Source organism: Antarcticimicrobium sediminis (genome assembly GCF_004348975.1).
Classification (GTDB): Bacteria; Pseudomonadota; Alphaproteobacteria; order Rhodobacterales; family Rhodobacteraceae; genus Antarcticimicrobium; species Antarcticimicrobium sediminis.
The window spans coordinates 66,452-80,197 of record NZ_SMFP01000004.1 but is presented as its reverse complement, the minus strand read 5'-3'; the positions used below and the strand labels follow the sequence as shown (position 1 = coordinate 80,197).

15 protein-coding genes are annotated in these 13,746 nt (G+C 62.1%); 8 read left to right on the top strand and 7 right to left on the bottom strand.

Annotated elements, in window-relative coordinates; translation table 11 throughout:
* Positions 1-975: a quinone oxidoreductase family protein gene (locus E1B25_RS07775; protein ID WP_132828526.1), complete on the top strand. Its 975-nt coding sequence runs from the start codon at positions 1-3 to the stop codon at positions 973-975.
* A gap of 149 nt (positions 976-1,124) precedes the next feature.
* On the opposite strand, the gene E1B25_RS07770 is transcribed toward E1B25_RS07775, so the two are convergent.
* Positions 1,125-3,014: a PhoX family protein gene (locus E1B25_RS07770; protein ID WP_132828205.1), complete on the bottom strand. Its 1,890-nt coding sequence runs from the start codon at positions 3,012-3,014 to the stop codon at positions 1,125-1,127.
* A 291-nt stretch (positions 3,015-3,305) separates the two neighbouring features.
* Between E1B25_RS07770 and flaF the strand changes: the two genes are divergently transcribed.
* From flaF to E1B25_RS07755, 3 genes are read left to right on the top strand one after another with little or no spacing between them, the layout of a single operon-like run.
* Complete coding sequence (gene flaF, locus E1B25_RS07765; RefSeq protein WP_132828204.1) at positions 3,306-3,704, top strand: flagellar biosynthesis regulator FlaF; 399 nt, start codon at positions 3,306-3,308, stop codon at positions 3,702-3,704.
* A 3-nt stretch (positions 3,705-3,707) separates the two neighbouring features.
* Positions 3,708-4,130 (top strand): flagellar biosynthesis repressor FlbT, encoded by a 423-nt coding sequence (locus E1B25_RS07760; protein WP_132828203.1) that lies wholly within the window; start codon positions 3,708-3,710, stop codon positions 4,128-4,130.
* 14 nt (positions 4,131-4,144) lie between these two features.
* The gene (locus E1B25_RS07755; RefSeq protein ID WP_132828202.1) at positions 4,145-4,975 is read left to right on the top strand and encodes a DUF1217 domain-containing protein; all 831 of its coding nucleotides are present in this window, start codon (positions 4,145-4,147) and stop codon (positions 4,973-4,975) included.
* A 12-nt stretch (positions 4,976-4,987) separates the two neighbouring features.
* Here the strand turns inward: E1B25_RS07755 and E1B25_RS07750 are convergent, their stop codons facing one another.
* The 5 genes from E1B25_RS07750 to fliF all read right to left on the bottom strand — a co-directional run bounded on the left by E1B25_RS07750 (position 4,988) and on the right by fliF (position 9,786).
* A complete protein-coding gene (locus E1B25_RS07750) occupies positions 4,988-6,010 on the bottom strand; it encodes a flagellar motor switch protein FliG (RefSeq protein WP_132828201.1) in 1,023 nt (340 codons plus the stop codon).
* 137 nt (positions 6,011-6,147) lie between these two features.
* Positions 6,148-6,969 (bottom strand): flagellar type III secretion system pore protein FliP, encoded by an 822-nt coding sequence (gene fliP / locus E1B25_RS07745; RefSeq protein ID WP_425358925.1) that lies wholly within the window; start codon positions 6,967-6,969, stop codon positions 6,148-6,150.
* 28 nt (positions 6,970-6,997) lie between these two features.
* Positions 6,998-7,393, bottom strand: a complete 396-nt coding sequence (gene fliN, locus E1B25_RS07740; protein ID WP_245510643.1) for a flagellar motor switch protein FliN — start codon at positions 7,391-7,393, stop codon at positions 6,998-7,000.
* Positions 7,394-8,065, bottom strand: a complete 672-nt coding sequence (locus E1B25_RS07735; RefSeq protein ID WP_132828199.1) for a FliH/SctL family protein — start codon at positions 8,063-8,065, stop codon at positions 7,394-7,396.
* Positions 8,062-9,786: a flagellar basal-body MS-ring/collar protein FliF gene (gene fliF, locus E1B25_RS07730; protein ID WP_132828198.1), complete on the bottom strand. Its 1,725-nt coding sequence runs from the start codon at positions 9,784-9,786 to the stop codon at positions 8,062-8,064. The genes E1B25_RS07735 and fliF overlap by 4 nt, the downstream gene beginning before the upstream one ends.
* A gap of 141 nt (positions 9,787-9,927) precedes the next feature.
* Here fliF and E1B25_RS07725 point away from each other — a divergent pair, with 141 nt between their 5' ends.
* The 4 genes from E1B25_RS07725 to E1B25_RS07710 are packed head-to-tail and all read left to right on the top strand — an operon-like array spanning position 9,928 to position 12,523.
* Positions 9,928-10,557 (top strand): flagellar basal body-associated FliL family protein, encoded by a 630-nt coding sequence (locus tag E1B25_RS07725; protein WP_132828197.1) that lies wholly within the window; start codon positions 9,928-9,930, stop codon positions 10,555-10,557.
* Positions 10,558-10,567: 10 nt separating this feature from the next.
* Positions 10,568-11,524, top strand: a complete 957-nt coding sequence (locus E1B25_RS07720; RefSeq protein ID WP_132828196.1) for a flagellar motor switch protein FliM — start codon at positions 10,568-10,570, stop codon at positions 11,522-11,524.
* Positions 11,505-11,867, top strand: coding sequence for a flagellar motor switch protein (locus tag E1B25_RS07715; RefSeq protein ID WP_132828195.1), 363 nt, complete (start codon positions 11,505-11,507; stop codon positions 11,865-11,867). The genes E1B25_RS07720 and E1B25_RS07715 overlap by 20 nt, the downstream gene beginning before the upstream one ends.
* 2 nt (positions 11,868-11,869) lie before the next feature.
* Positions 11,870-12,523 carry a MotE family protein gene (locus E1B25_RS07710; protein WP_132828194.1) on the top strand — a complete coding sequence of 218 codons (654 nt, stop codon included), beginning with the start codon at positions 11,870-11,872 and terminating at the stop codon, positions 12,521-12,523.
* Positions 12,524-12,610: 87 nt separating this feature from the next.
* Here E1B25_RS07710 and flhB read toward each other — a convergent pair whose 3' ends face one another.
* Entirely contained in the window at positions 12,611-13,744 is a 1,134-nt protein-coding gene (flhB, locus tag E1B25_RS07705) for a flagellar biosynthesis protein FlhB (protein ID WP_132828193.1), read from the bottom strand.
* Positions 13,745-13,746: the final 2 nt, after the last annotated feature.

The following is a 13,746-nucleotide window of genomic DNA, read 5'->3' as shown; positions in this document are numbered from 1 at the left end:
ATGTCGAAAGGATGGATCGCGCGCACCCCCGGCGGCCCCGAGGTGATGGAATGGGATGATCTGCCGGTTTCCGATCCGGGACCCGGCGAGGTCTTGCTGGAACAGACGGCGATCGGGGTGAACTTCATCGACGTCTATTTCCGCACCGGCCTGTATGCTTGGCCGGAAGACACGATGATCCCGGGCTCCGAAGCCTCGGGCATTGTTCTGGCCGTGGGGGCTGGCGTGACGGACCTGACACCGGGCGACAAGGTTGCCTATGTCATGCCGCACGGGGCCTATCGCACGCAACGGGTGGTGCCCGCTGATCGCCTTGTGCGCCTGCCCGACGGGATTGATCCCACCCTGATCGCTGGCGCCATGCTCAAGGGGCTTACGGCGCAATATCTGGTGACCAGTTCCTACAAGGTGCAGGCGGGCGATACCGTGCTGGTTCATGCCGCTGCAGGCGGCGTCGGGCTTATCCTTGGGCAATGGCTGCACTCGCTTGGGGCGCGGGCCATCGGCACCGCTGGCACGCCCGAGAAAATGGCGCTCGCCCGGGCGCATGGGTATGATCATGTCATCAATTACCGCACCGAGGATTTTACCAAGGTCGTGACAGAGCTGACAGATGGAAAAGGCTGCGCTGCGGTCTATGACAGCGTCGGTGCGGACACATGGCGCGGCTCGCTGAAATGCCTGCAACCGCGCGGGATGTTCGTGAATTTCGGCCAATCCTCGGGGATGATCACCGGTTTCGCCCTGTCCGATCTTGCCGCCGGGGGCTCGCTTTCCGCCAACCGTCCGGTACTGTTCGACTATATTGCCGCGCGCGCCGAATTGCTGTCCCGCTCGGAGGATCTGTTCTCCCGCATTCTGAACGGCACGATCCAGCTTGACGTGGCGACCCGTCGCCCGCTGGCAGAAGCAGGTGCCGCCCATAGCGCGCTGGAGGCGCGTCAAACAAGCGGCTCGACCATCCTGATCGTCTAAGCGGGTCCGCCGCGCGCCAGGTCCTCAATCACTTGGTTGAGGGACTGGCCGCACGGGCCCTGCCCCCTGCGCAGAGATAGCAGGCCCGTGAATGGGCCGCCCCCCAGTCTGGGGCCTGGGGCGCCTATGCCGCCCGGCCCGCCCAGCCCTCAACCGACCAAACCGTTGTCTTCACGTTTGATCGCGATCAGCGACGAGCGCGGCAGGCCCGCGCCATCGGGCCAACTGCCCCCCGGGTGCTGGATCCCAACGAACATTGTGCGACGATCGGCTGACCAACTCAGGCCGGTCACTTCGCAGCCTTTCGGGCCGGTCATGAAGCGGATGATTTCACCGGTGACCGGATCGCCCGCCAACATCTGGTTGTTGCCCATGCCGGCATAGTCGCCCGTGTTGCTGTCCTTGCCATCAGTCTGGATCCAGACCAGCCCGCGGCTGTCAAACGCCATACCATCGGGAGAATTGAACAGGTTGCCGGCGTTGATATTCGCAGAGCCGCCATAGGCATCGTCATAAAGGGTCGGGTTGCCCGCCATCACATAAAGATCCCAGTCGAAGGTGTCGGCGGCATAGTCCTTGCCATGCGGACGCCAGCGCACGATCTGGCCATAGCGGTTGTGCGCGCGGGGATTGGGGCCGCCAACCGCCATGGCGCCGCCACCGGCATTCATCCGCAGACCGCGATATTTGTTGTTGGTCAGGCAGCAATAGGCCTCCACCGCGTTGGGATTGGTGGCGATCCATTCCGGCCGATCCATGGTGGTGGCCCCCACCAACGAGGCGGCCATGCGGCTGTAGATACAGATCTCGGCCTGCGTCAAACCCGTAGTCTCGGGCGTCAAGGCCAGCCATTCGCCGGTCTGATCGTCATCGAATCTGGCCACATACAGCGTGCCCTCGTCCAACAGCCCGTCGGTTGGTTCGCCGGAGGCATAGGTGGCATTAGACACGAACCGGTACAGGAACTCACCCCGCTCATCATCGCCCATGAAGACCACCACGCGGCCATCGGGGGCCAGCACGACCTCGGCATTTTCATGTTTGAAACGGCCCAGACCGGTATGTTTGACCGGCGTGCTGTCAGGATCTGCCGGGTCGATCTCGACGATCCAACCGGCGCGATGCGGCTCGTTCGGGGTTTGGGTGACGTCAAAGCGCGCATCCCACGTATGATACTCATAGCCCCAACCATCCGGGCTGATGCCATAGCGTTCATAACCGGGGGCGAGATCCGCCTGCATTTCGCCGGAGGCCCCGAAATAGCCGTTAAAGTTCTCTTCACAGGTCAGATAGGTGCCCCAAGGGGTCTTGCCTGACCCGCAGTTGCCGAAGGTGCCCAGCGACCGGCTTCCGCCTGGATCGGCATCGGTCTTGAGCAGGTCGTGACCGGCAGCGGGCCCCACCAGCAGCATCGGGGTGTTGTGGTGGATACGGCGATTGAATCGGCTGTCCACGGCCACGGCCCAACCGGTTTCCTGCTCTGCGATCTCCATCACAGTCACGCCCTGCAAATTCTGCAACTTGCGCTGGTCCCAGGCATCCGCGGGCTTGCCTTTTTGCGCCGCTGGCAAGTTGGTCTTGCGATTGACGTACTCATGATTGATCGCAACAACTTGCCGGCCGTCGATGCGAAATGTCTCCATACCATCGGTATTCTCGCCGAACACGCGGTCGGACTTTTGCAGCGGCCCGCCCTCGGCAATGTCATAGCCGACAGCATCGGAAAACAGTGGGTCGCCCCAGCGCGCCACCACATCCCAGACATAGCCTTTGGGAACGTGAACCTGAGCATCGGTTTGGGTAGGGATCGGGTCGAAAGGAAAACCCGCGGCCAGGCCTTCAGCCCGCAGGGGAGGCGCAATCAAAAGCTCCGCCGCCATCGCCGCAGCCCCGGAGCCAAAGGCCAGAATACCGCCCAAGACCCCACGGCGTGAAATGGCGCGCTCGACCACGCGGTCGAAGTCGCTTTCCTGCGGGCGGGGAAAGGTCTGTTCGTCCCACGCATCGGCGGACAGCTCGGCCTTGTCAAAGTCGGTCATCGCACGCTTTTCCCCCTCAGGCTTGAACCACCCCGGACCCGCACCGGTGCACGTCATTGCTCGCCCAACACTACTGGCGCAGGTTGATATCCTTACGACAGCCCACCCTCTGTTTGACCCATCTTGCGCCATCTCCGCAGGCCGCGGTACCCGTTGAACAGGCGTGTAAAGCCGCAACACCTTCCACTTAATCGGGTCTCATATGGAAAACACCCAAGAGTTAATTGCGCTTTAACCAGCTTTCGGTACTTTACACGTGAGGCAGAAAAACAAAAATTCGGAAAAACCTGAATGGGCATAGCCGCATATAAGCGGACGATCTCGCAAACCGAGACGCCGCGACAAATCGAGCGTCGCGTTCTTTCGCGCGCCACATCCGAGCTGGACCGGTTTAGGGCAGAATATGATTCCGCCGAGCAGGGTCTGGACCGGCTAGGGATTCTCGCCAAAGGGCTGAGCAACGCGCTGTGGCAGAACCAGCGAGTCTGGCTGGCCTTTCAGAACGATCTTTCACAAGAGAGCAACACCCTGCCGCCAAACCTGCGCGCCAGTCTGCTGTCGCTGTCGATCTGGGTCGATAGCCACACACGCGGCGTGCTTCACGGCAACAACAAGGTGGCCCCGCTGGTCGACATCAACCGGACGATCATCCGGGCGCTCGACGGGAACACGATGCAAGTGATGGAGTAGCCGGTGGCGCTGCGACTGACGCTCAAACCGAACGAAAAGATCGTGATCAACGGCTGCGTGATCCGCAATGCGGACCGGCGCCAGACCCTGACGATCGAAAATTATGCCGACGTGGTCCGAGGCAGCGACCTGCTGGATGAGGCGGGGGCTGCCACGCCGGTAAAAAAGGTCTATTTCTTTATCCAATCAGCTCTGCTGCGCCCCGAAATCCGCGACGACCTGACCCCGGTGATCCAGAAAAGCCTGGCCGAACTGGTGCCTATCTTTAACGAACGAATCGCTGGGCATATCTTTGAAGCCGCCAATCACGTATCGACGGCCAACTACTACAAAGCATTGCGCGCGCTGCGCGAAGTCATGCGCTATGAAGACGATCTCATGGCGCTTCTGGCCCGGCCGCGCGATACCCTCGACGCGGCGGAATAGGACGAGGACAGATCATGGTTCTGAGCATTTCCGGTCTGAACAGCCAACTCGCGCTGAACCTCATCGACAGCACGCAGACGCGCCAATTGGAGAGCCTGCAAAGCGAGCCGCAGCACGCCCGCGCCGCCGAACAATTCCGCGAACGGATCGCCTCGATCACCACCCCCAAGGAGCTGGTGCAGGATTTCGAGGTCTACAGCTTCGTCATGAAGGCCTATGATCTGGAGGATCACATCTTTGCCAAGGGGATGATCCGCAAGATCCTGGAAAGCGACCCGAGCGATTCCTCTTCGCTGGTCAACAAGCTGACGGATTCACGCTTTGGCGAGCTGCATGCCGCGATGGGATTCACCACCGAAGCCGGAACGCAAACCCCGGATTTCAGCAATTCCACCTGGCAGGACGGAATCGTCGATCAGTATTTTCAGCAGGCCTATGAAACCGGATATGCCGATCAGAACGAAATCGTAGGCTCGGTTCTGGAATTTCGCCAACAAGCCGGTGAGATCGAAAACTGGTACAACGTGCTGAGTAACGAAACGCTGACAGAGTTCTTTCAGACCGCCCTGAGTCTGCCGACAGAGTTGTCCGGGCTGGACGTGGACAAACAAGCCGAAATTATGGCCGAAAAGTTCGATCTAGCAGATCTTGCTGACCCGGCAGAGCGGGAGCGCCTGATCAACCGCTATACGGCGATCTCCGAAATCCTCAATCCGCAGGGATATTCGGCCACCAGTTCGGCACTGACCATTCTGCAAAGCACGTCTTCGCTCAGCTCCAGCATCATCGAAATCACCTGGGATATCGCGCCGGTGTCTTTCTCGTCCTACTCGCTTTATCGCTGAGCGGTCGGCGCCCTAATCGATCATCTCTTCTTCGTCACTGCTGGGCAGTTCAATCTCGCCATCCGAAGCGAGGCGCAGCGCGGCTTCGACCAGTTCGACCTGGGCCTGTTTCACGTCGCGCGACCGCACCGGCCCCATCCCGCGCATCTCGTCCTCCAGCATGTCGCGTGAGCGGGCCGGCAGCGAGGCCAGAAAATGTTCACGCAGATCCTTGTCCGCACCGCGCAACGCCATCGGCAGGGATTTCCCCGTCACCTCGCGCATGACCTTGGCCAGCGGCGCGGGTTTCAGTTCGATCAGGTCCCCGAACACAAACATCTTTTGCTTGAGGCTGCGGAACCTTTCCGGGATCTTCTTTTCCAGTTCGCGCGAAAGCCCTTCAAAGACCTTTGCATCCAGCTTGTTGAACACCTTGACCAGCTGTTTTTCCGTGTCCGCCCCGGCGTTGCGCCCAGCCTTGCCCCGAACCTCGTGGCGCAGGCTTTCCTCGATGCTGCGCAGCGCGGCGTCTGGCAGCTCTTCCATGGCCACCATCCGCTCGACCAGATCTGCCGCGCGCTCCTGCCCCAGCAACGGCAACACCTTGGCCGCAGCGTCGGCGCGGATGCGCGACAGGATCACCGCCACAGTCTGATTGTGTTCCTTGCGCAGTACCTCGGCCAGCACCTTGTCATCGAGGTCCGACAGATCCCCCCACAGATCCCCGCTTGAGCCGCCCTCGATCTCGCCAAGGATCTCGGCCACCCGCTCTTCGGGCAGGAATCCCTTGAGCAACCCGCGCGCCGCCTCGACCGATCCGGTGATGCCGCCATAGCTCGACATTTTTTCGCCGAACTCGCGCATCACCTCTTCGACCACCTCGGCCTGCACCTCGCCCATGGCGGAAATCGCGCGGGTGATCTTGCGGATCTCGCCCACATCGAGCCGCTGCATGAGTTGCCCGCCGCGCTCCTCGCCCAGACACAGAAACAGGATCGCCGACTTCTCGGGTCCGCTCAGACGGCTGGGTTTGCGAAGGGGAGAAAACTGGTTCATCGGCCTCTGCCCGAACCGGGCCCAGTTATGTCGGTTGATCTTGTTAAACTAACCTTCACTATCCATGTTACACAAGGATTAGTCGCAATAATCACTCATTTATTCTTTAGGCCACGGCCAAAGCAGCGGGTTTGGCCCTATCCGCCGCCCGCCACGGCCGTATAGGATTGCATCAGAGACCCAGCCAGCATGTACCAGCCGTCGATCAGCACGAAGAAAATCACCTTGAACGGCAGCGACACGATCACCGGCGGCAGCATCATCATGCCCGCGCTCATCAGCACCGAGGCGACGATCAGGTCGATGGCGATGAAGGGCAGATACAGCAGAAAACCGATGGTGAAGGCGCGGCGCAGCTCCGAGATCATGAAGGCGGGCACGATCACCCGCCAGCTCACGTCCGTGGCCTGTTCGGCCACGACGTCGGGCTCGGCCTCGCCCGCGATATCCTGAAACAGCGCGATATCCTTGTCGCGCGTGTTGACAAACATGAAGGCGCGGAACGGTTCGGCGATGTTCATCATCGCCTGCTCCTCGGTGATCGCGTTCTGCATCAACGGCCGCAGCCCACCCTGCCAGGCATCGTCAAACACCGGTTGCATCACGAAAAAGGTCATGAACAGCGCCATCGCGTTCAACACCATATTGGGCGGCGTCTGGTTCAGCCCCAGCGCCGAACGCAACATCGAGAACACGATGACAAAGCGGGTAAAACTGGTGGTCACGACCAACAGCCCCGGCGCGATGCTGAGCACGGTCATCAACGCGAAAAGCTGGATCAACCGACCCGACAGGCTGGCGCCGGTATCGCTGCCCGGTTCGGTGCCGCTCATGGCGGTGGACAGGTCGCGGATCAGCCCGCCCAGATCGGTTTCCTGCGCCGAGGCTGCGACAGTGCTGGCCAGAACGACACAGGCGGCAAACCCCCAGATCAGGGCCGGTCGGCACGAAACAGCAATCGGGGAAAGGCGGCGCACCTGATCTGTCTCAGGCTTCTGCGATAAAGTCTTTGACGATTTCACGCAGGGCAACGCCAAGCTGATCGCCATTGACCTTTACCAGGTCGCCGCGCGCCACCATCCTGTCATTGATCATGATATCCACCGGATCGCCGACCTTGCGGTCCAGCTCGATCACCGACCCCTTGGTCAGTTCCAGCAGATCGGAAATCGACATCCGATTGCGGCCCAACACCACCCGCACATCCAGCCGCACATTCAGCAAGGCGTCGATATTGCGCCCGCCCCCCGCAGCGACGGCCATGTCGCGCAAAGTCTGCTTTTCGGCGGCCTCAGCTCTTGCGGGTGCCATATCTGCGCCCGCATCTGCGGTCACGCCTGCGCCGGTCTGTTTCGGCGGCGTCTGGGTTTCCGTATCCGACATCTATCCGACCTTTCCTTGATCGTCATTCAGTTTCGCCGCCGCCTCGCGGAACGCCGACAGCACCGTGTCGCAGGCACGATCCAGGCTATAATCCAGACCGCCGTTTTCCCAATCCAGCCGTGCCTCGCCATCCTGCAGCGCCGGGTCAGCGCACAACCGGGGTTGCGCATCGCCCCCCTGCGCCAGCCCGGCCAGATCCGCACCGATCACCTGTTCAAGACCGGGCGAAACCCGAATGTTCAGATATGGGCTACCGCCAGCCATCCGCAGCCCGTCGCGGATTCGTGCCCGGGCCAGATCGGCGGAATACGCAGCAAGGAATTCCGGCGCGATCCGCTCGCCGATATCGACAAGCATGTCGACCACATCGCGCTCCACCGCGCGACGGCGCGCGGCGTCCTGTGCCAGAACCTGCGAAAGCTGATCGCGCACCGCCTCCAGCGTGGCGGCGATCCGGGCTGTTTGCGTGGCCTCGGCCTCGGCGCGGGCGCGCGCGGCCCCCTCTTCGCGCCCCTCGGCCAAGGCCCCCTCGCGCGTGTCGATCAACAGGCGCTCCAGCTCTTCCGCTGTGGGGCCGCGTGGGGCCTGAGCCAGCGCGTCGGAAGCCTGCTGTGGAACAAACCCGCCCGCCGCCAGCGCCTCGGCGTCAAAATCGCGCAAAAACAACTTCATCGCGCGTCAGCCTCCACCACCAACCACGAGCGCAGCACGCGCAGAACCTCATCCGGTTTTTCATCGGCCAAGGTCTGGATCGCATCCACGCGTGCCTTGATCAAGCTACCGCGCACGCCCATTGTCTCGATATATTCATGCGGGCCATCATCGCTCTCGGGGTCAAATACGCTGGTGGATCCCGGCGCGCTGCGACCCTCGTCCGACACATCAAGAAGCGGCGCGCCCGGCCCCCGACCGGCGCCCCGACCGGGCAAAGCGGGCACCCCGCCCTTGCCAGTCTCTGCCGTGGCGCCCTCGGGCGCGGCCAGCGCTGCCGTATCTTCGGGTTTCGGCAATTCCGGCGTTGCGATCTGTTGCAGATGACGCAGCACCGGGCGCACCCCAAGAATCATCACCAGCGCCACGATGATCAGCCCCAGCACACCGCGCAGGATCGGAACGATATTGTTGCCGATCCGCTGCATCATGCTCAGGTTGACCGGATCGCCCACTTCCATCGAATAATCCATGAACCGCAGGCTATCGACCGAGACGCTGTCTCCGCGGGCATCGTCAAAGCCGACCGCCGTCTGCACCAGTTCGGACAAGCGCTGCAATTCTTCTGTGCTGCGCTCGGAATAGGTCACGTCGGATCCATCCGCCGTGTAGATTCCGTTGACCAGAACCGCGACCGAAACGCGGCGGATATCGCCCGCCTCGCGCACTGTCTCGCGGCGGGTATTGCCGATCTCGTACTGGACGTTTTCGCCGCTTTTCGACTGGGTCGAACTGGCGGCGCTGCCGGGATCGGCCAGCGCGGCGGGAATGTTGTTCTCGACCCCGACATTGCCAGCGCCATCAGTGCCCGCGCGCTGTTCTGTGCGATTATCGGTCGACCGCACAACCTGCTGATCAGGGTCAAAGCTTTGCTCGACAATCACTTCGCGCGCGGTGGTCAGATCCACGTTGACACGCACCCTTGCGTTGCCAGCCCCGACCCGCGCGGTCAGGATGTTCTGGATCTGCTGCGCCAGACGATCCTCGATTCCCGCCTTGGCCGATTGCAGCGTCGCCTGCCCATCGCTGTCATTGGCCTCGGCCAGAATGGTCTCGCCGCTGGCGGACAACACGGTGACGCGGCCCAACTCAAGCTCGGCCACGGCAGAAGATACCAGATTACGAATGGCCATTGCCTGCTTACGGGCGATGGTGCGCCCCGGCACGGCGCGTACGATGATCGAGGCGCGCGGTTGCGGCCGTTCGCGTGAAAACGCCTCGCGTTCGGGCAGCACCAGATGCACCCGCGCACTTTGCACCCCATCCAGCGTCTGGATCGAACGGGCCAACTCGCCCTCCATCGCCCGCAGCCGGTTCACCCGCTGCATGAAGGAGTTCATCGCCAGACCGCTGGCGTCATCGAACAGCTCCCAACCCGGATCGCCTTCGATCGGCAGCCCGCTTTCGGCCAGCACCATGCGCGCACGGGCCAAATCAGCACGCGGCACCAGCACGCTGTCGCCTTCTTCAGACATCTGCGCATCGAACCCGGCGCCGGTCAGCGTGGTTTCGATCGAGGTCGCCGCCGCCATCGACAGGTTCTTGTAGAGCGGCGCGTAATCCTTGCTCGACACAGCCGAGATCCCCAGCAGCAAGGCCATGACGATACCAACGGCCACCCCGCCAAGGATCATCAGGCGGGTCCGCCCAAGCGCTTTGAGGTTGTTGATCAGATCCTGCACGCCAATCCTCACCGGGAATTTCTGCCTGTTCTTAGTATCACGATATTCTATTTTTGCACCTCAAGTAAATAAGGATGTCTATACTTGCATAGAAAAGGAAAAACCGGGATGATGTTCATGAAGTCACCAAGAAACTGAACCATGGCAAAACCCGCAAAACAAAAGCAGCGCCCCAGTTCCGACGCACCGGAAAAAGCGACCGAAGGCAAGGCGCGCTCGGCGCGGACCTTGCTGATGGCGGCGCTGGTGCTGTCTGTGGCCTCGCTTGGCGGGGGATTTGTCCTTGCAAGGATAGCCTTTCAGCAGGACGCCGCGAGCTTTGCCCCCGACTATGTCGAGGACACCGGGGCCGAAGGCGAACAAACAGCCCATGGCGAAGCGGTCCCCAAGGATGCAGGACCAGCCGCGGGTCACGGCGCGCAGGGCGATGCAGACGGCGAAGGCGCTGGCAGCGAAGGAATCCTGCAATTCGAAGAGATCGTGACCAATATCAACGGGTTCGACACCAACGGACGGCCCACTCAGTCGTTTCTCAAACTGAACCTGGTGCTGGTCTATCGACCCGAACCCGGCGCCACCGCGCTGATGCTCACGCGGCAGCCCTTCATGCGGGATCTGTTTACCGGCTATGCCCGCAGCCTGACCGAAACCGACGTGCGCGGCATGGCCGGTGTGCTGAACGTAAAGGCCGAGCTGCTCAAACGCGCCCGGGCCGCCGCCGGCAACGATCTGCCGCGAGAAATCCTGATCAGCGACCTGATCGTACAATAGGGGGCGAGACATGAACAAAATCCTGTCCCAAGACCAGATCGAGGCCCAGAACGGGAACCTGATCGACGAAATCATCCGGATGTCGGATTTCAACTTCGAGCGGCTGCCGATGCTGGACATCATCGGCGAGCGGCTTGCTGATTCGCTCGCCGTGGCGCTGCCCGATCTGACCGGCGTGATCTGCGAAGCCTCGCTCAGCCAACTCGATTACGTGCCGATGGCGCAAGCGATGGATGCGCTGCCCGCGCCAGCGATGCTGGCCGTGTGCTCGTCACCAAATCTCGATGGCGAGATCCTGCTGGCGATGGATTCGACCGTGTTGATGACCGCGATGGAGCTGATGCTGGGCGGCACCCCCAAGGGCGAGAGCCCGCATGTGCCGGACCGCTTCACTGCGATCGAACGCGGCTTTGGCCAGCGCCTTGCCACGCTGATCATGCACGAGCTGCAAAGCGATTTCAGCATGGTTGGCACGATCGAGCTGGAGCTGGACCGGGTCGAAACCGACCCTGACGCAGCCGCCGTCACCCAGCCCGCCAACCTTTGCGTGCGGCTGCATTTCGCCATCAACATGGCCGGGCGCACCGGTGCGCTGGAAATCATCCTGCCCTATGACGCGCTGGAACCGGTGCGCGCCAAACTGGGAAAGATACACTTCGGGGAACCCTCGGACGAGGGCAACCCCTGGCGCGAACAGCTATCGGATCAGATCGGACGCTCCACCGTCGAACTTGAGGCCGTCCTGGCCGAGGTGCCGATTTCGATCCGGGACATCATGAAATGGAAGATCGGCGACATCGTGAACCTGTGGATCGAGGAAGAGCACGACGCCACCGTCGTCTGTTCCGACACCCCCATGTTCCGCGCCGCAATCGGCAAACGCAACAACGGCAACACGGCGATCCGCATCACAGAGACGCTGGACCCGGAAGAGGAGGCGAAGAACCATGGCCGCAACGATCACTGACATCCTGATCATTCTTTTGCTGGCGGGCAGCGTCGGCTACGGCGTGATGATTTCGCGGCGCGTGCAACGGCTGATGGCCTCGCTCGAGGAACTGGAACCGCTGGTGCGGGAATTCTCGCAGGCGGTGGACAAATCCGAATCCTCGGTCAACGCCCTGCGCGACAATCTGGCCGAAGGGCTTGCCGCGCAGCACGATGAACCGGTGGAAGACGAAGACGGTGCGCCCGCCTTCTCTTCGCGTCGTCAGGCGCAGCGGCGTCTGCCCGGGGTGAAAGTGGTGCGCGGCAAACAGGATCTTGTCCGCCGCTTCTTTGAAACCTCGCGCAGCGAATCGAGGGCCTGAACATGGCGCGCGCACTTGGCGGAAAGCTGTTGCTCGGGGGGTTGGCCCTTACGGCCTTTGCCAAGGCTGCAACCTCCTTTCCCGGCCTGCCCTTCCCTTCCGATGAAATGACGCGCCCCGATCAGGTGGTGCAGGCCGTGGCCGAGGCCGCCCCGCGTGAGCCCGCCCCCCGGTCCGAGAACACCATCGTGCGCGCCACGGCGCCGGAAATAGCGGCACAGTGCGAAACCCCCGAAGAGATCCTGCAATCGCTGGCCCGCGAGCGCGAACTGATCGCAGCCCAGAAAGACGATCTGGACAGCCGCCGATCTGAACTGGCGCTGGCGCAAGAAAAACTGGAGATCGAACAGGCCGCGCTGCAGGAACTGAAATCGGATATCGAAGACCTGTTGAGCCGGGTCAAAGCCGCACAAACCGATGATCTCAATCAGCTGATTGGGTTTTACGAGAACATGAAACCGGCCGAAGCGGCGCGGATCATGGACGATCTGGATATCGAAGTAACGATCCTGGTGCTGGCCAAGATGAAACCGCGCGTGGCCGCCCCGATCCTCGCCAAGATGTCGCCGGTGCGCGCCCGCGCCATCTCCAAGATCATCCTCGAACGCTCGCAACTGCCCGGCGATCAGGATCTGGTTGGGATCCGGTTGAAGTAGCCACCGGAGGCGATCAGCGCAGCCCTCAAACGCCCCGGTTTCACGCCGGGGTGTTTTGCGTTGGGGGCCCGCATGATCGCGCGCCCCTCACTCCGGGCTGGTGCGCAGGACCGATCCGTTGGGCGGCTTGCGGTGGCGGTTGCGCTGCCGGTCGAGCACAAAGCTGATGATCTCGGCCACCACCTGCCAGTGCTCCACCGGCACCAACTCATCGATCTCCACCTGATCGTAAAGACTGCGCGCAAGCGGCTTGTTTTCGACGATGGGCACCTCGTTTTCAAAGGCGATCTCGCGGATCCGGCGGGCCATCAGGTCAGCGCCCTTGGCGACACAGACCGGCGCCTGATCGACCCCCGGCTGGTATTTCAAGGCGATGGCGTAATGGGTCGGGTTGGTCAGGATCACGCTGGCCTGCGGCACCGCGGTAGCCATCCGCTGTCGCGCCCGCGCCCGCCGCAAGGAGGCACGGCGCGCCTTGATCTGGGGATCGCCCTCGGAGTCTTTCATCTCATCGCGGATCTCTTTCACCGACATCATCTGGCGGCGGCGCCAGTCAAACCGGTTCCACAGGATGTCAAAGATCGCCACCGGCACCAGAAAGACCGTTGCTGCGATCAACAGGCGACGAGTGGTGGCCAGCATATACCCCGGCAACGACTCGGGCACAAAACCGGGCGCCTCCCAGATCCCGCTCACCGCCGTTTCGGTCACCCAGAACGCCAGCGCACCGATCACGAACACCTTGATCAGGCTCTTGGCGAATTCCACCAGCGTATTGGCCGAGAACAACCGTTTGAGCCCCTGCACCGGCGACACCTTGGACAGCTTGGGTGTGATCCGCTCCAACGCCATGACGGTTTCGCCCTGGATCAACACCCCCACCACCCCGCCGGTGAGGATCAGCAGGAATAGCGGCGCCATCACCAGCGTCACCGACAGGATAAAATCCTGCAACACCAACCCCAGTGCCGCAAGCCCGGAGCCGCCCTCTCCAACCTGAACCTGTCCGGCACCATCAATCAGGGCACCCAGTGCCGCCGCCAATCGCGGCCCCTGCCACGGCAACACAAAGCTGGTCGCCAGCACCAGGGACAGCACGACCATCATGTTTGCGGTCTCGCGGGAGGAGGGAACATCGCCTTTCTCGCGCGCATCGCGAAGCTTCTTGTCTGTCGGCTCCTGCGTCTGTTGGCTTTTGTCCTGATCGTCATCCCCGGCCATGG